Origin of the sequence: Enterococcus sp. C57, from assembly GCF_040887305.1 — a bacterium.
Lineage (GTDB): Bacteria > Bacillota > Bacilli > Lactobacillales > Enterococcaceae > Enterococcus_B > Enterococcus_B hirae.
Map to the genome: position 1 here is coordinate 1 of NZ_JBFOFP010000011.1, position 19827 is coordinate 19827.

27 protein-coding genes, 1 riboswitch and 1 other annotated feature are annotated in these 19827 nt (G+C 35.7%); of the genes, 11 read left to right on the forward strand and 16 right to left on the reverse strand.

Annotation, left to right across the window (positions count from 1 at the left end):
* The 4 genes from AB5M32_RS12275 to AB5M32_RS12290 form a co-directional block, all read right to left on the reverse strand.
* The coding region (locus AB5M32_RS12275) for a YqaJ viral recombinase family protein (protein WP_368014405.1) at positions 1–420 on the reverse strand (420 nt) is incomplete at its 3' end.
* 232 nt (positions 421–652) lie between these two features.
* Positions 653–946, reverse strand: a complete 294-nt coding sequence (locus tag AB5M32_RS12280; RefSeq protein WP_010738245.1) for a hypothetical protein — start codon at positions 944–946, stop codon at positions 653–655.
* 41 nt (positions 947–987) lie between these two features.
* Complete coding sequence (locus tag AB5M32_RS12285; RefSeq protein WP_179130742.1) at positions 988–1137, reverse strand: hypothetical protein; 150 nt, start codon at positions 1135–1137, stop codon at positions 988–990.
* A gap of 145 nt (positions 1138–1282) precedes the next feature.
* A complete protein-coding gene (locus AB5M32_RS12290; RefSeq protein ID WP_010738250.1) occupies positions 1283–1567 on the reverse strand; it encodes a hypothetical protein in 285 nt (94 codons plus the stop codon).
* 76 nt (positions 1568–1643) lie between these two features.
* Here AB5M32_RS12290 and AB5M32_RS12295 point away from each other — a divergent pair, with 76 nt between their 5' ends.
* On the forward strand, positions 1644–2135 hold the full coding sequence (locus AB5M32_RS12295; protein WP_181934910.1) for a hypothetical protein: 492 nt from the start codon (positions 1644–1646) through the stop codon (positions 2133–2135).
* Here AB5M32_RS12295 and AB5M32_RS12300 read toward each other — a convergent pair.
* Together AB5M32_RS12300 and AB5M32_RS12305 are read right to left on the reverse strand one after the other, a co-directional pair.
* Positions 2122–2340: a hypothetical protein gene (locus AB5M32_RS12300; protein WP_368024490.1), complete on the reverse strand. Its 219-nt coding sequence runs from the start codon at positions 2338–2340 to the stop codon at positions 2122–2124. The two genes, AB5M32_RS12295 and AB5M32_RS12300, sit on opposite strands and share 14 nt — an antisense overlap.
* A gap of 18 nt (positions 2341–2358) precedes the next feature.
* Positions 2359–2589, reverse strand: a complete 231-nt coding sequence (locus AB5M32_RS12305; protein ID WP_368024491.1) for a helix-turn-helix domain-containing protein — start codon at positions 2587–2589, stop codon at positions 2359–2361.
* 165 nt (positions 2590–2754) lie between these two features.
* Here AB5M32_RS12305 and AB5M32_RS12310 point away from each other — a divergent pair, with 165 nt between their 5' ends.
* The 5 genes from AB5M32_RS12310 (at position 2755) to AB5M32_RS12330 (ending at position 6042) form a co-directional block, all read left to right on the forward strand.
* Positions 2755–3252 carry a helix-turn-helix domain-containing protein gene (locus tag AB5M32_RS12310; protein ID WP_368024492.1) on the forward strand — a complete coding sequence of 166 codons (498 nt, stop codon included), beginning with the start codon at positions 2755–2757 and terminating at the stop codon, positions 3250–3252.
* A gap of 15 nt (positions 3253–3267) precedes the next feature.
* Entirely contained in the window at positions 3268–3762 is a 495-nt protein-coding gene (locus AB5M32_RS12315; protein WP_368024493.1) for a toxin, read from the forward strand.
* A gap of 95 nt (positions 3763–3857) precedes the next feature.
* On the forward strand, positions 3858–4511 hold the full coding sequence (locus tag AB5M32_RS12320; protein ID WP_368024494.1) for a DUF3221 domain-containing protein: 654 nt from the start codon (positions 3858–3860) through the stop codon (positions 4509–4511).
* A gap of 58 nt (positions 4512–4569) precedes the next feature.
* Complete coding sequence (locus AB5M32_RS12325; protein WP_010738263.1) at positions 4570–4884, forward strand: hypothetical protein; 315 nt, start codon at positions 4570–4572, stop codon at positions 4882–4884.
* 12 nt (positions 4885–4896) lie between these two features.
* Positions 4897–6042 carry a site-specific integrase gene (locus AB5M32_RS12330; protein ID WP_181934907.1) on the forward strand — a complete coding sequence of 382 codons (1146 nt, stop codon included), beginning with the start codon at positions 4897–4899 and terminating at the stop codon, positions 6040–6042.
* 90 nt (positions 6043–6132) lie between these two features.
* On the opposite strand, the gene rplL is transcribed toward AB5M32_RS12330, so the two are convergent.
* The 4 genes from rplL to rplK form a co-directional block, all read right to left on the reverse strand.
* Positions 6133–6501 (reverse strand): 50S ribosomal protein L7/L12, encoded by a 369-nt coding sequence (gene rplL, locus AB5M32_RS12335; protein ID WP_010720148.1) that lies wholly within the window; start codon positions 6499–6501, stop codon positions 6133–6135.
* Positions 6502–6553: 52 nt separating this feature from the next.
* Positions 6554–7057, reverse strand: a complete 504-nt coding sequence (rplJ, locus tag AB5M32_RS12340) for a 50S ribosomal protein L10 (protein WP_010720149.1) — start codon at positions 7055–7057, stop codon at positions 6554–6556.
* Between the two features lie 177 nt (positions 7058–7234).
* Positions 7235–7360 (reverse strand) — a sequence feature (ribosomal protein L10 leader region).
* Between the two features lie 79 nt (positions 7361–7439).
* Positions 7440–8129 (reverse strand): 50S ribosomal protein L1, encoded by a 690-nt coding sequence (gene rplA, locus AB5M32_RS12345; protein WP_010720150.1) that lies wholly within the window; start codon positions 8127–8129, stop codon positions 7440–7442.
* 103 nt (positions 8130–8232) lie between these two features.
* Positions 8233–8655 (reverse strand): 50S ribosomal protein L11, encoded by a 423-nt coding sequence (gene rplK, locus AB5M32_RS12350; protein WP_010720151.1) that lies wholly within the window; start codon positions 8653–8655, stop codon positions 8233–8235.
* Between the two features lie 539 nt (positions 8656–9194).
* Here rplK and sdaAB point away from each other — a divergent pair.
* The 3 genes from sdaAB (at position 9195) to AB5M32_RS12365 (ending at position 13113) form a co-directional block, all read left to right on the forward strand.
* Positions 9195–9863, forward strand: coding sequence for an L-serine ammonia-lyase, iron-sulfur-dependent subunit beta (gene sdaAB / locus AB5M32_RS12355; RefSeq protein WP_010720152.1), 669 nt, complete (start codon positions 9195–9197; stop codon positions 9861–9863).
* 13 nt (positions 9864–9876) lie between these two features.
* Positions 9877–10743, forward strand: a complete 867-nt coding sequence (gene sdaAA / locus AB5M32_RS12360) for an L-serine ammonia-lyase, iron-sulfur-dependent, subunit alpha (protein ID WP_063626532.1) — start codon at positions 9877–9879, stop codon at positions 10741–10743.
* 324 nt (positions 10744–11067) lie between these two features.
* Entirely contained in the window at positions 11068–13113 is a 2046-nt protein-coding gene (locus AB5M32_RS12365) for an EndoU domain-containing protein (protein ID WP_207432749.1), read from the forward strand.
* A 19-nt stretch (positions 13114–13132) separates the two neighbouring features.
* Here the strand turns inward: AB5M32_RS12365 and AB5M32_RS12370 are convergent, their stop codons facing one another.
* The 5 genes from AB5M32_RS12370 to rpmG form a co-directional block, all read right to left on the reverse strand.
* Positions 13133–14113, reverse strand: coding sequence for a hypothetical protein (locus tag AB5M32_RS12370; protein WP_178286851.1), 981 nt, complete (start codon positions 14111–14113; stop codon positions 13133–13135).
* Between the two features lie 408 nt (positions 14114–14521).
* A complete protein-coding gene (locus AB5M32_RS12375) occupies positions 14522–15406 on the reverse strand; it encodes an alpha/beta fold hydrolase (RefSeq protein ID WP_178286853.1) in 885 nt (294 codons plus the stop codon).
* A 243-nt stretch (positions 15407–15649) separates the two neighbouring features.
* On the reverse strand, positions 15650–16195 hold the full coding sequence (gene nusG, locus AB5M32_RS12380) for a transcription termination/antitermination protein NusG (RefSeq protein WP_010720157.1): 546 nt from the start codon (positions 16193–16195) through the stop codon (positions 15650–15652).
* 99 nt (positions 16196–16294) lie between these two features.
* The gene (secE, locus tag AB5M32_RS12385) at positions 16295–16465 is read right to left on the reverse strand and encodes a preprotein translocase subunit SecE (RefSeq protein ID WP_010720158.1); all 171 of its coding nucleotides are present in this window, start codon (positions 16463–16465) and stop codon (positions 16295–16297) included.
* An 18-nt stretch (positions 16466–16483) separates the two neighbouring features.
* Positions 16484–16636, reverse strand: a complete 153-nt coding sequence (gene rpmG / locus AB5M32_RS12390) for a 50S ribosomal protein L33 (RefSeq protein ID WP_002294578.1) — start codon at positions 16634–16636, stop codon at positions 16484–16486.
* Between the two features lie 160 nt (positions 16637–16796).
* Here rpmG and cbpA point away from each other — a divergent pair, with 160 nt between their 5' ends.
* Positions 16797–17438, forward strand: a complete 642-nt coding sequence (gene cbpA, locus AB5M32_RS12395) for a cyclic di-AMP binding protein CbpA (RefSeq protein WP_010738510.1) — start codon at positions 16797–16799, stop codon at positions 17436–17438.
* Between the two features lie 457 nt (positions 17439–17895).
* On the opposite strand, the gene AB5M32_RS12400 is transcribed toward cbpA, so the two are convergent.
* Positions 17896–18399, reverse strand: a complete 504-nt coding sequence (locus tag AB5M32_RS12400) for a QueT transporter family protein (protein ID WP_010720160.1) — start codon at positions 18397–18399, stop codon at positions 17896–17898.
* A gap of 13 nt (positions 18400–18412) precedes the next feature.
* Positions 18413–18459: riboswitch (PreQ1 riboswitch) on the reverse strand.
* Positions 18460–18825: 366 nt separating this feature from the next.
* On the opposite strand from AB5M32_RS12400, the gene AB5M32_RS12405 reads away from it, so the two are divergent.
* Complete coding sequence (locus AB5M32_RS12405) at positions 18826–19803, forward strand: diacylglycerol kinase family protein (RefSeq protein ID WP_096709620.1); 978 nt, start codon at positions 18826–18828, stop codon at positions 19801–19803.
* Positions 19804–19827 lie beyond the last annotated feature (24 nt).

Genomic DNA, 19827 nt, shown 5'->3' on the forward strand with positions numbered 1-19827 from the left:
ATAATGTTGCACTTGACACAAATAACTGAGTGGCACTTCTTCTCCTTCCCATTCTTTGCTAAGAAATTGATTCGCTGTTTTACATTCAAGAATGGCATTTTCTCCTACTACATCACGGTCGATATTGGCTCTTAAAAATGGATGTAACGGATGTTCAAACACTTGGTTTCTTCTACGGACCTTTTTGCCTGTTCGTTCTTGAAATTCTTTGGCAACAACTTCTTCTAAAACATTGCCCCAATAAGCTGGCTCGCTCTCTGAATCTTTCAACTCAATTTGACCCGTTTTCTCAAGCCATAATTGATAAGGGGATTTGTATTTATTCAATCCAAGTACGGTTGCGACATCAGAACCACCAATACCTCTTTTGCGGTCTTCGAGCCATTCTTGATGGCTCATGTCTAAAGTTGATTTACTCATCTTCATCCTCCTCATCGATTGGTGCTTCATATGGTGGTTTAGCATAATCAGGATCAGTTAAATAGTTGTCAAGATTTGCTAACTCGTTCATGTTTCCCCTCTTTTCTGCTTGCTAACACGCAAAGGACAAGCATGGTAATTGCGAATAACAAGCCAAAGATTACGTACCTTTTCGCTACAATCACTAACGTGAAAAATAAAATAATGAGTAAATCAATTGTTTTTTCATTCATCATTCAAATTCCTCCAGCAATTCAGATTCCTCCATTAAATGGAACACCATTTCTTTCTGATACTTAAGGACAGCTCGTCTAAAAGTTTGACACTCTTCGCAATTGCAATTGCTTCGAAACGATTTCTTAATGATGTTTCCTTGTTCAAAAATACTAATTGCGTAAAGATTAGCTGGTCCAGCGATTTTGATTGCCACACATTCATCATCTGCCACAGCTAGTGAAAGACCTAAGCTTTCTTTTTCACATTCATTAGCTAATTCTTCAATAAGGTTTTCAATTTTTTTATTCATATGTTATAATTCTCCCGATATAATTTTTTGTTTGTTGCCGATTAGCGATTGCAGTCGCTGGTCGGTCTTTTTATTTCTAACCACTTCTTCTGGCGTTCACGCCATTGTTCCCCTAACAATCTAGGTTTCATTTCCTTGTGGTATTCCTGATTAAGTCTTTGCATCAAGTGTTGATGCTCTTGTAAGGTCATTCGCTCCCTCCTTCGTTTCTCACCGTCACCACCTCCGGAAAGAGGAGTTGCTCATGCCAACGTGTATGTGCGAACTTGATTTTTTAAGGAGAAAACTCGCAACTCCTCTTTTCGGAAGTGGTGAGTGTAGAACAAGTTTAAATATTTAAATTTCAAAAGTTTCTTTTAAAAATCGTTGTAATTCAGTTCGTTCAATTCGAATATCTTGTTCACTCCATTGTTGAATCTTTAAACCTTTTGAAATCCAACCGCTTAATTTGTCATCACCAATTCTCAATATTTCTTTTACTTGAGACTTATTCGGGTAAGGTGGTAATTCAACAGTTTTAGTCAACAAGCTGGATCGCTTTTCGATTTCTTTCAAAACAATAAAAGTAATGTTACTTGCTAATTCGTTTTGAATTACTTCATCTGGAATGTTTAGTTGCATAGATTACACCTCCTACAATTATTGTTTTGATTTCCACCTCTTGATAAAATATCAATGAAGAAAGGTGGTGAAAAAAATGAACTTAAATGAGGTCCAAGCAGTTTACTATTTACTTCATGCTCTTCAATTTGACATCATTAACAAACAACAATTCAATTTAGTTGTAAGTTATAAAAACAAAATTTTGACTGCAGAATATTTACCTCTAACTGAGTCAAAAACGAGTATTATTTTAAAAAACTTTGATTCTGATTATGATATCCAAGAAAAACGAATTGATAATTGTTTACCAAAAGAAATGTTTAGTCTTTGGAAAAAGAATAAAGAAACTGTCTATTTTAGTACAAAAAAAGCTTTTTCTCATCCTGAATTATTGTTAGAAGAAATTGTTAATTTTGTTTCTAAAAACAGCAAAAAATCTCAATATATTGAACCTTTAACTAGAACAGTTAGAAATGTTCATTTTCTTGAAACCAATTTAAAATTAAAATCAATGTTAATTAATGATGATAATTTTGAAATTCTAGAAATCAAAGTTGATGATGATTCTTGCTTTATCGAATTTTAATAAAGTTGGATTCATATTGAAGCTTGTTATAAACCCATTGGAGACTTGCATACGCATCATCGTATGTTAAGTCCCTATTTTTTAATTCAGCTAAAATTGCTTTTCCTGATTCTTCAACTTCTTTTGAAAAACCAAATTCAACAACGTCATTATTACGCTTAAATTTTGTTAAATAATGTTCTTTTTTATTTATCTGTTTTTCCATACTCTCACCTCACGCCAGTTATCGTTCCCTTATGGGAACATCTTTCTTAAAAAAAATAATTAATTCATTAGGCCCATACCCTAAAATACTTGCCATCTTAAATAATTCATCCGCTCCAATTGCCACAATACCATTTTCTCTTTTAGCATATGGATTTCTAGATTTCCATCCCATCAAATTTGCCATTTCACCTTGAGTTAATCCTTTAGCAATTCTCTCAGCTTTCAAGCGATTTAAATCAATTGTCATTTTCATCACCTCTCGTTCTCTTTCGGGTACAAAACTAATATATATCTATCGTTCTCTTTTGTCAACGAAAAGTTCAAAAATAGATACAAACAATTTTTTTCAATATACGGGTTGTATCCATTTGGGAACAACGCTATAATATTGTTGTAGAAATGAGGTGAGTAAATGAGAAGTAATGATGAAATTGTTGAAATCATAGACTTGAAAAGGAAAGAAAAACAATTATCTATTAGCGAACTTGCAAGAAGAGTAGGTATGGCTAAATCTGCATTATCTAGATATTTTAATAGAACTAGAGAATTTCCATTAAATAAAGTGGAAGATTTCGCAAAAGTTCTTGACGTTTCTTCTGAATATTTATTAGGATTTGACGAAGATGTAAATAGTACTAGTTCTATAGAAAAAATATATAATCAACTATCTTCTCCACGTCAGAAAAAAGTTTATGACTTTGCTAATCAGGAATTGGAGGAACAAAAACAAGAACAAGCTAAAGTACAGGTTATTCCTATTGAAAAAGAGGAAAAGAATAGCGATGAAATATATACTTTAGCTGCTCATTCTGATGATCCTGATAAAACGTTTACTGCTGAAAAAATATCTGAAATTGAAGCATTTTTAGATAAAGTAAAAGCTGATCATGATAAGAAACATAATAAGTAGGTGATTTTGGTTTAAATGAATGAATATGAAATACTTTTAGATAAAGTAGTTAATGAAATTCCTGTAATTGAAACTACACTTAAATCAAATACTGGGCTAAAAGGATGCTACAGAAATAATACTATCTTCTTGGATAAGTATTTAAATAATATTGAAAAAAGAGTTATATTATCTGAAGAATATTCACATCATAAAACTAGTATAGGAAACATTATTGATTACACTACTCCTGACAATAGAAAACAAGAATGGAAAGCAAGAAGAGATTCTGTCGAGCGCCTCGTCACACTTGATCAGTTAATAGATTGTTCTAACTTTGGTTGCCACACTAAATTTGAATGTGCAGAATTTCTAGGAGTAACTGAAGAATTTTTCGAAGAAGTTCTTGTTCATTATCACAACAAATATGGCACAATTTATTTATATAAGAATCATATTTTTATTTTTGATGACTATTCCATCTATTGTTTAAATGCTAAGGAACCAGAATTGAATATTATAAAAAAATAAAAAGCCCATGCTTTCACATGGACCATTTCCTCGTTTATGAGAATTGTTACAAAAAAATTATATATAAATAAACTCAGAAGAACAAGGAGAAATTTATGGGAAATTTTTTATTTTTAGGTGGCTTATTAGGAATTTTATTAGGAACAATTTTTTTGATATATTCTTTCTTCTCAAAAAAATATATATCAAAAAAGAAAATTGTTAATAAGATAGCTTTAGCATTTTTAATAACAATAATAGGATTTATTTTGTTGCCAACAGCTGACAAGGATCATACAGCAACAAGTAGTTCAACTACACGTACTTCTTACGAAAATACCAAAATAGAAAATCAACAAACAACAGATAATTTAAATAAATTCAAAAAGTTTCTTGAAAATAATAATCAAGATTTTGGTAATTTCGTTGAACAATATTATTCTATTAACCCGACATCAGACCAATCAAAAGTTTTTGATGAATTAATTAGAAATAAAAAATTTACTTTTACAGGAACAGTTATAGAACCAATGAACCATAGGGTAGCTATTATAGCAAATAATAAGTTTAATAATGAATCTTGGACAACTTCTGTTTCAGCTACTCCTTTAGCATCTTATGTTATTTTTGTAAAAAATATAGAAGATACTAGCCAATTTTCAATTGGTGATCAAGTAGTATTTTCTGGTACTATGAGTTCTCCGGGAGCAAATTTAAGTTCCATGCATGCTCAATGGGATATGAATAACGGAGAAATAACCAAAATATAAAAAGCCTTCGGGCTTTTCTTTTACAGCTATAAGAACATACATTCGAAAGGAGAAAAACATGCAATATCAAGAATTCAAAGAATGGTTAGAAAACAATTCTAATTCAAAACATATATTTTTAACCAAATGGAAAGACTATCAAATATCAAAAAATAGTAAACGAACTGGAAAAACAAAAAAGTGGGATGATGATAAAATCATTCGTACTGGTGAAGAAGAATGGAAAAAAATTGTGGCAAATACCTATCAAAAACTTAAATCTCATTTAGGAATTCCAAAATACAACGGATATCAAGAATGGATTGATTTTATAGAAAAAAACGAGATTTTAGAATCATTTGACAACAGTATTTTAGAAATAGAATTAGAATAGGAGTTGGATTTTATGGCAATGATTAAACAATACCAGAAGAAAAATGGTGAAAAAGCGTGGTACTTCAAGACATATCTTGGTATTGATCCATTAACTGGAAAAAAGAGATATACAACTAAAAGAGGATTCAAAACACAAAAAGAAGCGAAAATCGCACTAGCTAGACTAGAAGTTTTAGCTACAGATAAAAAACTAGTAAAAGACAATAACTACACTTTTACACAAGTAAAAGATATGTGGATTGAACAATATAAACCAACAGTCAGAGAAAGTACTTACTTACGTGTTAAGTTTTTGTTTGATAAAAACATTTCAACTTTTTTTGGAAATAAAAAAATACAAAGCTATAACATAGCTTACTGTCAAGAAGCTATCAACAAATGGAAAGAACAATATTCTACCTATAAAGCTTTAAAATGTTATACATCTGCAGTTTTTGATTATGCAAAAAAAATGAACCTAATTAAAGAAAATCCTATGAAAGAAGTGACTTTTTCAAAAGGAGAACGCAAGCAAAAAAAGACTAAATTAAAATATTTTGAAAAAGAAGAATTACAAGATTTTCTTGAATGCTGTCAAAAAGACAAATTCCCTATAACTTATCCTCTATTCAGAGTTCTAGCTTTTACAGGAATACGAAAAGGTGAAGCATTAGCATTAACTTGGGACGATGTAGATTTTTTTAATAAAACACTTGAAATCAATAAAACTATCACGAGAAATTCAGATAATAAATTTATTTCTACACCACCAAAAACAAACACATCTATTAGAAAAATTTCGCTAGATGACGAAACACTAAATATTTTGAAGGCATGGAAAACTCAGCAAAAACGTTATTTACTTGCACATGGTCAACACGCTAAAACAAAGAATCAAATAATTTTTTCTTCTAAAAACAATAATTATATAGATATAACTCGGCCTAATATTATTTTATCTAGAATATGCAAAGAACATAATTTCAATGATATTACCATACATGGCTTCCGTCATACACATTGTAGCTTATTATTTGAAGCTGGTTTGTCTATCAAAGAAGTTCAAGAAAGGTTAGGACATTCAGATATTCATACAACAATGAACATATACACTCATGTGACTAAAAAACAAAAAGAAAGGTCTGCTGATAAGTTTGCGGCTTATTTAAATTTTTAAAAAGTATGGTCAAAAGTATGGTCAAAAAAAATAAAAAAAGACTAAAAACCTTAAATATCAAGGCTTTTAGTCAATTAAAAATCAATAAAATTATTTAACAGTTACAGATGCGCCAACTTCTTCAAGTTTAGCTTTTAATTCTTCAGCTTCTTCTTTAGATACGCCTTCTTTAACTGGTGCAGGAGCTCCGTCAACTACAGCTTTAGCTTCTTTCAAGCCTAAGCCAGTTGCTTCACGAACTGCTTTGATAACTTTAACTTTTTGGTCTCCAGCTGCAGTTAATTCTACAGTGAATTCTGTTTGTTCTTCAGCAGCAGCAGCGCCACCAGCAGCAACTGCAGCTACAGGAGCAGCAGCAGATACGCCAAATTCTTCTTCAATAGCTTTAACTAAGTCGTTAAGTTCTAGGATAGTTGCTTCTTTTAACTCAGCAACAATGTTTTCAATGTTCATTGCCATTATAATTTCCTCCGTTTTAGATGTTCGTATTTTTATTTATGCTATGCGGCTATTAAGCTGCATCTCCATCTTCTTTGTCTGCCACTGCTTTGACAGCGTAAGCCACGTTGCGGACTGGCGCTTGTAGTACAGATAGCAACATAGATAGAAGTCCTTCGCGGTTTGGCAATTTTGCCAATGCTGTGATTTCTTCCAATGAAGATACTTTACCTTCGATGATACCGCCTTTGATTTCTAATGCTTTTGCTTCTTTAGCAAATTCGTCCATGATTTTCGCTGGTGCTACAACGTCTTCGTTACTAAATGCAACGGCTGTAGGTCCAGTGAATACTTCGTCTAAGCCTTCTAATCCAGCTTTTTTAGCGGCACGTGAAAGGATTGAGTTTTTGATAACTTTCATTTCTACGTTTGCATCACGAAGTTGTTTACGTAAACGAGTCACTTCATCAACAGTTAAACCACGGTAGTCAACTACGACTACAGAAGCTGCTGCTGTAAATTTTTCGCTCACTTCATCAACGATTGCTGCTTTTTTTGCGATAATTGCTTCACTCATTTTTGAGTTTCACCTCCTGAATTTTGATGGAAGAGTTTTTACACTTGATCATTGACCAAGTTTGTTCATCATCTATTCACTTTGTTCTTAGTGATTCATCATGCTTCGCTTGAGAGGGAACTTCGCTCACTCTGTTCGCCAAGTATTGTTCATCATCTACTCACTTCGTTCTTAGTGATTCACAATAAAAAAACTCTATGCCACCGTAGACATAGAGGGACTATTGAAAGTATTCAATAAACGTCCTCGGTAGGAAATTAAGGCTACGCCACCTACTGTCTTCGGTACAAGTTAATTATTAACCTCAACTAGCTTAGCATGCTAAACTAGTTGAGTCAAGAATTATTTTTCAGTTGGATCAATCAACGTTCTAATTCAAGAATTAGAAAGAAGCTTGGTCTACATGGATACCAGGTCCAAATGTTGTTGTAACTGTGATATTTTTCATGTATTGACCTTTAGCTGCTGATGGTTTAGCTTTCACTAATACATCATGGATTGTTGCAAAGTTTTCAACTAATTTTTCATTGTCGAATGATACTTTACCGATTGGTACATGGATGTTTCCAGCTTTGTCTACGCGGTAAGTAACTTTACCAGCTTTTACTTCGTTAACAGCTTTTGTTACGTCCATTGTTACAGTACCTGTTTTAGGGTTTGGCATTAAGCCTTTAGGTCCTAAAACACGTCCTAGACGACCAACAGTTGCCATCATATCAGGTGTAGCAACAACTACGTCAAAGTCAAACCATCCGTTTTGGATTTTTTGAACCATGTCGTCGTCACCAACGAAATCTGCACCAGCTGCTTCAGCTTCTTTTGCTTTGTCTCCTTTAGCAAAAACTAAAACAGTTTGTGTTTTACCAGTTCCGTTTGGTAATACTACAGCACCACGAATTTGTTGGTCTGCTTTTTTAGGGTCTACGTTCAAACGGTATGCAACTTCAACAGTCGCGTCAAATTTTGCAATGTTTGTTTCTTTTGCTAAAGCTACAGCCTCGGCAACAGGATAAACTTTACTTGAATCAACTTTTTTTAATGCGTCTTGCATTTTTTTGCTCTTTTTAGCCATTTTGGTTCCTCCTTGATTGTGGTTATAACGGTTGTACCTCCCACGTGTTCTATATCTTTCAATACAGAGCCAACTGAGAAGCTACTTTCTTAGGGTGTAGCGATTATTCTACAGTGATCCCCATGCTTCGTGCAGTTCCTTCAACCATGCGCATAGCTGCTTCGATGTCAGCTGCGTTTAGGTCTTCCATTTTTAATTCAGCGATTTCTTTTACTTGATCGCTAGAAACTTTAGCAACTTTAGTTTTGTTTGGTTCGCCTGAACCTTTATCGATTTTTGCAGCTTTTTTCAATAATACTGCAGCTGGTGGTGTTTTTGTAACGAATGTGAATGAACGATCTTCGTATACAGAAATAACAACCGGAATGATTAAACCTGCTTGATCAGCTGTACGAGCGTTGAATTCTTTAGTGAATCCCATGATATTGATACCCGCTTGACCTAGTGCAGGACCTACTGGTGGAGCTGGAGTTGCTTTACCTGCAGGAATTTGCAATTTAACGATTTTTTCTACTTTCTTTGCCACGAGACATACCTCCTTAAGTCCGTGATGTGGTTAATTGGAGATGCATATTTCTCCTCCCACGTTTTCACTCATAATCCTTCGATTATCAGTCAAAATAATGCATATGACAATGCACACTGATACAGTATAGCAAATATATTCTATTTTTCAAGATTTTTTTCTGATAAATGTTTAATTTATTGCTTGAACCTCTAAAAAAAAACTAAAAATCAACAGGAAGTCCACCTCATCTTCCTTCTTTTGTGATACACTTACGCTGAAAAGAAAACAAGCGAAAATACATAAGGTATCACTACCGCTCACTCATTAGTAATTTAGAAATTTCTGCTTTCTTCTATTTAAAAATATAAAAATATTGTTCGATATATTTTCATAGCTATCATTGATGCGTTTCCTAGATTAATGCACACTTGTGAAATATTTATTTAATTTAACTAATGTAGTTTATGGTTCAAAAATGATGAGGAAACGAGTAAGTGAGCTATACACAGTTCACTTACTTTTGCTGGGGTGTTTATCTATTTTAAAGAGGTGGAAAAATGAAAGAATTAAGATATCGTAGTGTTTTTGACATTATTGGTCCAGTCATGATCGGTCCAAGCAGCTCTCACACTGCTGGAGCTGCTCGAATCGGCAAAATCGTCCGTAGTATTTTTGGGGAACAACCAGATTCTGTGGATATCTATCTTTATGAATCATTTGCAAAAACCTATCGGGGACACGGAACAGATATCGCCTTAGTTGGTGGTTTGTTAGGCATGGAACCAGATGATGAGCGTCTGGCAGATTCACTGCAGTTAGCTTATGAAGCAGGAATGGAAGTTCTCTTTGTGCCTAAGGGTGAAAAAGCTGAGCATCCTAACTCCGTTAAACTATTGTTGAAAAAAGGAAAACGGAAACTTTCAGTCACTGGTATCTCGATTGGTGGCGGAAATATCCAAATCTCGGAATTAAACGGCTTCAAAATCTCATTAAGCATGGGAACACCGACCTTTATCATCGTTCATCAAGATGTACCTGGGATGATTGCTAAAGTAACGAATATCCTTTCAGAAACAAATACAAATATCGGTACAATGACTGTTACACGAGAATCAAAGGGTGAAAATGCCATTATGATCATTGAAGTAGATGATCCACAAGTAGATGATACCATCAGTAAACTAACGCAATTACCGAAGATCGACAGCGTTAATTATTTTGATTAAAGGAGGAAGAAAGATGTTTTTCTCTATTGAAGAGTTGGTTCGCCAAGCAGAAAATTATCCTAGTGTCGCAGAATTAATGATTGCTGTTGAAATGGAAATGAGTGGTCGTCCACGGGAACAAATCATTGCAATCATGGAAAAAAACCTCAGTGTCATGGAACAATCCATCACTGAAGGAAACGAAGGTGTAACGTCTGTGACTGGAATCACTGGCGGTGATGCCCAAAAACTAGCTCGTTACTTAAAAGAAGCCGACTTTTTAAGTGGTGAAACCATTTTGTCAGCAGTCCGCAACGCTATCGCTGTCAACGAAGTAAATGCAAAAATGGGGTTGATTTGTGCCACCCCTACAGCAGGAAGCGCTGGTGTTGTACCTGGTGTTCTCATGGCTGTCCGTGACCGATTGTCTTTGACCCACGAACAACAGATTGAGTTTCTTTTTACCGCTGGTGCCTTTGGATTAGTCATTGCCAATAACGCCTCCATCAGTGGTGCAGAAGGCGGATGCCAGGCAGAAGTTGGTTCAGCAAGTGCAATGGCCGCTGCCGCCCTAGTCTGTGCAAAAAATGGCACGCCCCATCAAGCAGCCCAAGCTATCGCAATTACGCTGAAAAACATGATGGGTCTGATTTGTGATCCTGTCGCAGGCCTCGTTGAAGTCCCTTGTGTTAAAAGAAACGCCCTCGGCTCTTCTCAGGCATTCATCTCGGCAGATATGGCCTTAGCAGGAATCGAAAGTGTCATCCCACCAGATGAAGTCGTCGCAGCGATGTATCAAGTAGGTCGTCAGATGCCAGCCATCTTTAAAGAAACGGCTGAAGGTGGTTTGGCGGTTACACCGACAGCAAAACGTTTAACAGCCGAACTCTTGAATCACTAACAATAGTTTCCTTATAAAAAATGAATAGTTATTTGTTTCATGTGAGGGTGTGTTGATTTCCCTCATCTTGAGCAATAAAAAGAGGCTCTTTTAAAATCGTTTTTCGCATTTTAAAAGAGCCTTTTTTTATTGTCAAAGAGTATTTCTATTTATAAGCCATCGTAAAAACACATGATTTACACCACCTTGCTCATGTTTGCTCATTATAGAAGAACTTTTTTTCTTTTTTTTGGAAAAATAAGGTGTTAGAGAACATTCATTTTCAAATAAAACGCTTTCTTTATTTTGTACACTTGTGGTATCAAACTAAAGGAGTGATAAAAAATGAAAAACAAAAAATTAACTTGGGGCTGTTGGTGGCTTGTCCTCTCTCTTTTGTTTACCACGATACTTCCGCCTAGCATCACGGCTTTTGCTACAGAACAAACACTTCAAGCCGCACGTAAAGAAGCGACAGTGCCTTTCACGTTGCCTAATACGCTTTCGCCACTCGAAGAACCACAAAAAATAGCAGAAATAGAAAAACTTACCTTTCAAAAAGGCTTCTCTTCGTTAACGAGTCAGCGAAACGTATTTGATAATTTGATCTTAAATGACTACTTAGATTTAATGTATGGCCCAGCGTTCCTACCGTTAAGTACTCGTTTCAATCTCGCACCGATCGCACCAATTATTCAAGCGGTCACCTTAGCAGAGTTTACTACCCCGTATCTCAAACCCGGTGCACAAGAAACCGCCCTTAGTCAAGCTTATCGTCTCACACAAAAGAAGTTGTTACGACATACCCTTGCTGTTTTTGACGAAATCATTGATCATCCAGAAAATCCTACCGATTTAGACGAATTTAGCAAAATGGAAATGGCTAGCTGGATTGCTTTACAAAACCAATTTATCGATTACTTAAATGTCAGTCCCGATCTGTCAGGCTATCAACTCATCAAAACCAAAGAAAAATTGACTTTTCGACCAAAAACAACTGATGGACAAAGTTTATTAGTTTATCTAGAGAATTCGATCAATAATTACTACCCCGGGAACATCAAAATTCCACCTAGGATCGGCTCATTACAAGAAATCACGTTTGTTCCTTCGATGTGGACCGATAAGCAAGTGAATGCTACTTTTGCATTTACTGCCTATGATCATGAGAAACAAACCTACAATAACTACAGTTCTAATACGATCAATATTGCCATCGAAACAGATTTTGATACCTTCCTTAACCAAATGGACACACCTGAGACCGTACTACAGTTCTTTTTGAATCATGCAACCGTTCAAATAGGTGCGATCCCACCAACCGATGTCGATACCGTCAATCGGACAGGAAAAGACATCACTGGAGCAATGATCAAGGAACGTGACCAGCTGATCAGCCAATTTCCAGAAACATTTTATACTAATTTCTTCCGAATCGTTGCACAAGCCAATGGGCAGGATTTAGTACTCAATCGAGAGGGCGCATTTGTTTATCGCGGGACACAAACCGTTGTGCCGATGGAACAAATTACCATCGGCTATAACCAACAAGTCATCTATTCTTTACGGAAAGTCCAGAAATTTTTTGGTATTTACGCTACATACTACGCATTAGCTGATGGTCTTTATGACGAGGAACGAACCGACGCCTTACCTAAAACCTTAAATGACGACACGGTAAATGTCTTAGAAGAAATTGGTGGCAACGTCTTAAAGAACCTACCGAATTACGAAAATACCGAATTGCGCATCAAGCAATCTGAGATGAAAATTGAACCACTGGATGTGCTTTTAGTGGCCATGTGTTTGCCGTGGAGTGAGATGCGTTCCTTATTGACCACGGTCGAACGAGGAGAACTCATCGGTGCTGTTGAAGTCGAAGAAGCACAAGCCAAAACCATTTTAGCAGCAGAAGAAGAAATCCTTCTCAAAGGGTGCCCAAATAAAGGCATCGTAGAAAAGATCCAACCGACGAAATATTTTAAACGAAAAACTCTCAATCATCTAGCGGGTGAGGTCAAACCAGGCAAAGATGGTGTTCCTAATCTGTCAGGTGCGCATTCAAGACACCCAGATTTTTATAGAAAAGAAAGTGGCATTATCTACGAACCAATCGGAGAAGTAAAAAAAGGTATGCCTTATGAAGCGAAAGTAAAATACGCAGGAAAATATAAAGAAGCTAATTCTACTGTCTTTCCCGATGATTGGGATGCAGAAAAAATCATGAAAGAAGTCGAACAAATTATTTCCGAAACGACCTTTAATGGCACCGGAAATAAACCATTCAGCGGAAAAGCAAGCAACGGTCTTTTTGAGATCCAAGGTCATGTTAACATCAAAGAAAATGGAAAAATAACGATTTCCACCGTCTATCCTCTTGTAAAAAAATAGAAAAAAGTTGGGACTTTGCTTACTCTAAGTCCCAACTTTTTTGATAGCGCCTTATTTCTGTTTGAAATTCTGCAGGAGTATATAGATGTCGCCAATAATACTTATTATAAATTTTAAACGTATGAAGGATTTTTAGGATTTCTGCCGTCAATTCTTGAGATAGTCCTAAGTATTCCGTGCTAGGGATTCCTCCTCGAAAATAGTCCCTATGGTACCCATAACCTAAGGAATAAGGGGTTGAAGCATATAAGATCGTATCCTCATAATAGACGGTATACTCTGTATCTGCTAGCCCCGCTCGTGGATCATCAGGATCATCCTCTTCTGGATCAAAAGGACACTCGGATAAAAACAGCCCATCTTCTGGGCCAAAATCAATAAAGTCCTCATGGTAGACCACGGACAAGTGCGGATCAAGCTCAGCTAATTCTTGAGCCATTTGTTCTGTGGTTCGTCGGACAAATTCAGGGTCTCGTTGTTTTGGATCAATAAAAAGGAGTGTGCGCGCCTCGTTATTTGTTTTTTCGGGGATCAAGGATACTCTACTATTGATTTTATTGATTTCTGCTTGAAATTGGGTTACTGAATAAAGATCCCGCCAGTAATGAAGATTTTGGATCTGATAATCATGGATGAGCGATAAAATCTCAGGATCAATACGTCTCATCAAAGACCAAAAGGGATCTTTATCTCTCCCTTTTCTCGTATAAGTTTTATCTATGACCTCACTATACGGTGTGATCACATAAATAGGAAACCCATTTAATCTCAAAACATATTCATAGTAAACAAAGTGTTCCATTGGATGATTCGGCACTCGTGGATCCCAATAAAGTGGAGCTAATTGGGGAAACACTTCTGGGCCATAATCAACAAAATCATCAAAATGTTCTAGTGTTAATCGTTCATCAATTGCTTGGAATTGCTTGGTTAATTTAGCAGTCATTTCTTGAATATCTTTTTGTGGTCTTCGTTGAGGATCAGGGAAAAAAACTCTCATGCTCATTTACTCCTTTCGCTAGCTTCTATCTTTTATTATTTCATAGAAAATGCTGAAACACGGGTACATTTTTCCTTATTTTTCGAAAAAAAAGTTCCTTAGAGGTTGAGCTAAAAACATTTATTATCCAAAGATTAGAAGGAAATTCTCGAAGGCGCTACTTTTGCATCTCTGTTTATTCGTTTTTATACATGCTAAAGAGCTCGGGACGACCTTTTTGTCCCAAGCTCAGCGACTATCGAATAATTAGAGGTTACTGGACTGATCTTCGTAACAAGCGCTACTTTTCTAAAAAATAGAAAGCGACTGAAAATCCAACATGCCATTCCTGCCGATTGCCATAGTTTTTTTATGATATATCAATAGTTTAAAAATATATTTATATACTTTAACAACCTATTTTTTTCATTAGTCGATGTTCCAAAGAAACTGGCGCGTGAGGGCATCAACTTCTTTATTCTCATGAAGCATACTATGCGTTACGTTCTCCCCTGTGATCACTTTTTCTTCCACTTGATTTCCATGTTGCTTCAATAACGCATACACTGCTAAAGCGCTGCTTAATGACACCGTCCCATCACTTAAATCCGTCTCACTCACTTGTCCTGCAATCAGCAGGATTTGTGTAGTGGTTGGCACATTGCCAATAAGTCGTTGGTAGTCTTGATAACGACTAGAAGCTATCGCTGGACCATTAGCTAATTCATCGCTGATACTTTGCCCATTATTTTCTTCAAAGTCATTGAATGGTGCGGCAATTGCCACGAATTTATCCACTTTAGGCAACGTTTGATCTTGTCCATAAGTAGCTAAATACCGAAGACCACTGACGCCCCCCATTGAATGTCCTACCAGATTCACTTGATTGATTCCATACGTCTGTTGCAAATAACTTAAGCAGTCTTTGATCCATTCTGTTTGGTTCCATTCATTATTTTTATTATCTACAAATAGAACTTGGATCATTGGATTATCTGCTTCTTTTGAAAGTTCTCCTTCTGCCTGTACATTGCCATTGACATCAACCGTCAATGTTAATTCTTTTTTACCACTCTCTGATGATTCCAGGCGCTGGATCATTCCTTTGAATGAATTAACTGTCCCACTATATCCATGGAAAAACAAAGTAGGGGTAGTCGATTGCGTTTCCTTTTCTTTCGTTGCTTGCGTTGTTTCAACTGTTTTAGCAGCTTCAGACGACTGACTTGTTTCTTTTGTCTGACAGCCACTTATAAAAAGAACACTGACCATCAATAAAAAGCCGACGATTCCAGACTTTCTCCAATTTTTCATTGTTTCTCCTTTCTAATTTGATCGATTCTCTGACTAGCATTCTCAATTTTCCACTGACAAATCGGCTCAAATTCCCAACCTATATTAGTGGTTATTCGTGAACGACTTGAAAAAATAAACCGAAATATTGCAAAAATAGGTTAAACAATTTTTGCAAATCTCGGTTTCAATCTTTTAGTCGTGATGCTATCTGATCGTCGCATGGATTTCTATTTAAAAATCCATCCTCAGATAGTTGAATACTTAGTCGATTTTATCTACTTGTTCAAAATCAAGTTCAGTACTTGTTTCACGACCAAACATATCAATATTAACTTTTAGTTTTTCTTTTTCTTCATCTACTTCAGTTACTTGACCTTCTAAGCCTGCAAAAGCACCTTCGATGATCTTGATTACTTCGCCAACTTCGATCTCTAGATCTGTTTGACGAAGACTCATACCGATTGAACGTAAGATGTGACTTACTTCTTCTGGCAATAATGGAGCTGGCTTACTACCTGCACCATGTGACCCTACAAATCCTGTTACACCAGGTGTATTACGTACAACATACCAAGAAGCATCTGTCATAATCATTTCTACTAAGACATAACCAGGAAATGTTTTATGAACGATTTCTTTTTCTTTTCCGTTCTTTACTTCTTTCTCAGTTTCTTCAGGAACAACTACACGAAAAATAAAGTCAGCCATTTTCATACTTTGCGCACGTGATTCGATATTTGCTTTTACTTTGTTTTCATAACCAGAGTATGTATGTAGTACATACCAATTTTTTTCAAAAGATTCCATTAAAGGCTCCTCATTTCGTTGTAAAATAAAAAAACCCCAGTTTCCCGAAGTTTTTCTTCACGTTGATTATAGCACGATATCCTTGCTTTTACTAGCGACTTATTTTAGTAAGTAAGCAAATAAGCTTTGGATCGCTGTGTCCATTACGAAAAACATCACACCAAAGATAATTGATGTTTCAATGACAACTAGTGTGTCTTTGCGTAATTGTTTGCCACTAGGCCAAGTCACTTGTTTCATTTCATCTTTTACACTTTTAATGAATTTCATTGCGGGCCCTCCTGTCCTCTATTTTGTTTCTTTATGTAATGTGTATTGATTACAATATTTACAAAATTTATTGATTTCCAAACGTTCGCCACTTTTTCCTTCACTAACCGATTTGGTATAGTTTCTAGAACCACAAACGGAACAAGCTAATGCTGCTTTCTTCTTTGCCATCCGCTCCTACCTCCTCACTGAAAATCAAAATTATACTCATTTACAGTATCATGGAAAAGATTTTCTGTCAATTCGAGATTGAATAACCTATTGTTTTATAATTAATTATGATATGATTAATTTGAAATTAAGTAAAAATGAGATACATGGAGGTAACTTTATGCTACTAAAAACACTCGTATATAAGAAAAAAGATTTAACAACTGTCACAGAAACTAGTACCTTGGAAGAAGCCTTAGCGATTCTAGAATCCTCTGGTTATCGTTGTGTGCCAATTTTAGATGCTTCAGGAAATATTTTCCGTGGAAATATTTACAAAATGCACATTTATCGTCACAAAGCGAATGGTGGAGATATGACTTTACCCGTCACCCACCTCTTGAAAAATGCAACAAAATTCATTTATTTAGATACTTCATTCTTTAAAATATTTTTTACGATCAAAGAGTTGCCTTATATTGCTGTTCTTGACAATGACAATCATTTCTACGGTATTTTGACCCACAGTACATTGCTAAACATGCTTTCACAATCTTGGAGCGTAGAACAAGGCAGCTATGTTTTAACGATTGCTTCTACTGGAAAACAAGGAGATTTAGCTACGATCGCTAAAATCATCGCAAAACATAGTAGTATCGCAAGTTGCATCACGTTAGATATTGAAAAAGAAGAATACATCCGTCGTACACTAATCACGTTACCTGCACATACAGATCAAAAAGTTTGCGACACGATCGTGAACCATCTTGAAAAGAAAAATTACAAAGTGATCGAAATCGAAAATTTACAAAACCCTGAATAAATGTGTAAAGGATCAGTCAACTTTACGATAGAAAAAACATACTAAGATTAGAGACTGGGACAAAACTTGTCTCAGTCTCTTCTAGTATCTCTAAAAACGAATAAACGGTGTTCAAACATCAGCTCCTTGAAATAAGCCTGAATTTTTCAAAACAAGAGAAGCTGTTTCAAAAAATTCTTTCTTATTGTCATCAGAGCTACCCGATGTTTTCACGACCTCTGATTCACGGTGTTCAAGAAGCAACTCCTCAACAATAAGCGATGATTTTCTAAAATATGAGGAGCTATTTTAAAAAATCCTCTCTTATTCGCTCGGAGCTAAACGCTTCTTTCACAACCTCTAATTTTGCGTAAATAAAAACAGTAGCTAAAGATGAATTTCTTTTAACTACTGTTATCCCTTTTTATAAATATATTTTAACTGATTAACAGGTTTTCCTCTATCTACCTATTGATCGCTATACTCTTTTTTCAAAGTCTAGGGAACGATCCAAGTAATACATCAATGGTGCAGAAATAGCCATAATGATGAACTCACTCAAAGCTAGCGTACCGTAAGTTGTCCAAAATGCTTGTCCACCAGTTGGTACCAACATGTACGCAATCAATCCCATACTAATTGTAAAGAAAAGCGTATTTAATGCTAATCTTATTTTGACATTCTTTACTTTATTTTGTAGCAAAGCAGTCAACCCCAATGAAATCAAGGTTTGTCCCCCACCATAGACCACATCTAATATACCAAAACCAAAAAATGCGTTATAGACAATGACGCCACCTAACACGCCCCAAAGTAATTTCCGGTTGAAGACTACTAAGTGATTCAAGCTTTCAGAAATACGAAATTGAATAGGTCCAGAAGAGACTGGTGCCACTAAAATCGTAAGTGCCAAATACAAAGCCATAATGATTCCATTTACTACAACGACCATCAATCGTTGGCGTTCCACCGTTTTTTGCATAAAATATTCCTCATTTCTCCTAGTTTTTTTAATGCGGGATGGTTGATGAACCGCAGCTGTCATAAGCAAGGATTCATTATAGCAGATATCCCCGCGATTTGAAACTGCTCCTACAAAAAACGTTCTCTAAATATAAGTCTTTTGCTTCCATGCTATTTATTCAAATCAGGGTGAACTTTACCTCTTATTTATGCACGGTGCTTTTTCAAAATTCCTCTTCTCTGCTATAATAGCCAAGGATAAAAAATAATGTTTGTTTTCTTAGTTTCGCTAAGACACAAACCATGTAAAATTAACGATAGAAGTTTCAGTTGCTTGTTCACTAAATGACTAAGCAAAAAATAGTTTGATCATTTTTTCTATTTTAATGAATGAGTGGAATGAGTGAGATTTACTCATCTTCTGAATCAGATGCAGGAGGTAAAAATGAATTTCCATTATTACTTATTGATCAATCCAGCTGCTGGAAGTGGTGCTGGTAAAAAAGTAGCAGAAAAAATGATTCCGCTATTTGCCGAAAAAAAGCTTCACTATTCGATCCAATACAGTGAGTATCCAGGGCATGATGCTAAAATTGCCAAAGAGTTAGCGAAAGAAACATTAGTTGAATGGACAGACGAACCACAAGAAAGCGAGTCTGAATTTCCCCTACTCGTGATCATCGGTGGTGATGGCACACTGCATCAAGTGTTAAATACCTTTTATCAACTAGATGTGGCATTTCCAGTAGCCTATATTCCCGCAGGCTCTGGCAATGATTTCGCTCGAGGGATTGGGTTACCTAGAAATGCCGAGAAAGCATTAGAAAATATCCTAAAGACGAACAAACCTCAAGAAATCAACCTCTTAACTTACGAGGAAAAAGTGAGTGACAAACAAGGTGTAGTAGTAAACAATTTTGGCATTGGCTTAGATGCGGCAATCGTCCATGCTACAAACCACTCTACTTCAAAAACAAAATTAAATAAATATAATTTAGGTTCTTTTGCTTACCTATTTTCTATCCTACGTGTCTTTTTTTGGCAAAAAGGGTTTCCAATCTTAGTGGACATTGGCGGAAAACAAATCAGTTTTGACAAAGCCTTTTTATGTACTGCAACGAACCATCCTTATTTTGGTGGCGGTGTAGCGATTGCGCCGACAGCAGAAATTGCCAAACCAACGATCGATCTAGTTGTTGTTGAACGAGTGAATTTATTCAAAATCTTGGGAATCATCTTCTTATTACTACAGAAAAAGCAAATGAAATCAAAAAATTTCCATCATTTTACTACTAGCAAATTGCGCATACTATCAACTGTTCCTCAGTATGGTCAAGAAGATGGTGAAGATAGCCAAAAACAACCTTTTGATTTGCAATTAGCTACCAAAAAGCAACTGTTTTGGTGTAACGTGTCACATTGATTTTGCCTATTTTATATACATTTT

Coding starts and splice junctions, on each gene's coding strand:
- AB5M32_RS12280 (WP_010738245.1), bottom strand. CDS start 946: ATGAATAAAAAAATTGAAAACCTTATTGAAGAATTAGCTAATGAATGT.
- AB5M32_RS12285 (WP_179130742.1), bottom strand. CDS start 1,137: ATGACCTTACAAGAGCATCAACACTTGATGCAAAGACTTAATCAGGAA.
- AB5M32_RS12290 (WP_010738250.1), bottom strand. CDS start 1,567: ATGCAACTAAACATTCCAGATGAAGTAATTCAAAACGAATTAGCAAGT.
- AB5M32_RS12295 (WP_181934910.1), top strand. CDS start 1,644: ATGAACTTAAATGAGGTCCAAGCAGTTTACTATTTACTTCATGCTCTT.
- AB5M32_RS12300 (WP_368024490.1), bottom strand. CDS start 2,340: ATGGAAAAACAGATAAATAAAAAAGAACATTATTTAACAAAATTTAAG.
- AB5M32_RS12305 (WP_368024491.1), bottom strand. CDS start 2,589: ATGACAATTGATTTAAATCGCTTGAAAGCTGAGAGAATTGCTAAAGGA.
- AB5M32_RS12310 (WP_368024492.1), top strand. CDS start 2,755: ATGAGAAGTAATGATGAAATTGTTGAAATCATAGACTTGAAAAGGAAA.
- AB5M32_RS12315 (WP_368024493.1), top strand. CDS start 3,268: ATGAATGAATATGAAATACTTTTAGATAAAGTAGTTAATGAAATTCCT.
- AB5M32_RS12320 (WP_368024494.1), top strand. CDS start 3,858: ATGGGAAATTTTTTATTTTTAGGTGGCTTATTAGGAATTTTATTAGGA.
- AB5M32_RS12325 (WP_010738263.1), top strand. CDS start 4,570: ATGCAATATCAAGAATTCAAAGAATGGTTAGAAAACAATTCTAATTCA.
- AB5M32_RS12330 (WP_181934907.1), top strand. CDS start 4,897: ATGGCAATGATTAAACAATACCAGAAGAAAAATGGTGAAAAAGCGTGG.
- rplL (WP_010720148.1), bottom strand. CDS start 6,501: ATGGCAATGAACATTGAAAACATTGTTGCTGAGTTAAAAGAAGCAACT.
- rplJ (WP_010720149.1), bottom strand. CDS start 7,057: ATGAGTGAAGCAATTATCGCAAAAAAAGCAGCAATCGTTGATGAAGTG.
- rplA (WP_010720150.1), bottom strand. CDS start 8,129: ATGGCTAAAAAGAGCAAAAAAATGCAAGACGCATTAAAAAAAGTTGAT.
- sdaAB (WP_010720152.1), top strand. CDS start 9,195: ATGAAAGAATTAAGATATCGTAGTGTTTTTGACATTATTGGTCCAGTC.
- sdaAA (WP_063626532.1), top strand. CDS start 9,877: ATGTTTTTCTCTATTGAAGAGTTGGTTCGCCAAGCAGAAAATTATCCT.
- AB5M32_RS12365 (WP_207432749.1), top strand. CDS start 11,068: ATGAAAAACAAAAAATTAACTTGGGGCTGTTGGTGGCTTGTCCTCTCT.
- AB5M32_RS12370 (WP_178286851.1), bottom strand. CDS start 14,113: ATGAGAGTTTTTTTCCCTGATCCTCAACGAAGACCACAAAAAGATATT.
- AB5M32_RS12375 (WP_178286853.1), bottom strand. CDS start 15,406: ATGAAAAATTGGAGAAAGTCTGGAATCGTCGGCTTTTTATTGATGGTC.
- nusG (WP_010720157.1), bottom strand. CDS start 16,195: ATGGAATCTTTTGAAAAAAATTGGTATGTACTACATACATACTCTGGT.
- secE (WP_010720158.1), bottom strand. CDS start 16,465: ATGAAATTCATTAAAAGTGTAAAAGATGAAATGAAACAAGTGACTTGG.
- rpmG (WP_002294578.1), bottom strand. CDS start 16,636: ATGGCAAAGAAGAAAGCAGCATTAGCTTGTTCCGTTTGTGGTTCTAGA.
- cbpA (WP_010738510.1), top strand. CDS start 16,797: ATGCTACTAAAAACACTCGTATATAAGAAAAAAGATTTAACAACTGTC.
- AB5M32_RS12400 (WP_010720160.1), bottom strand. CDS start 18,399: ATGCAAAAAACGGTGGAACGCCAACGATTGATGGTCGTTGTAGTAAAT.
- AB5M32_RS12405 (WP_096709620.1), top strand. CDS start 18,826: ATGAATTTCCATTATTACTTATTGATCAATCCAGCTGCTGGAAGTGGT.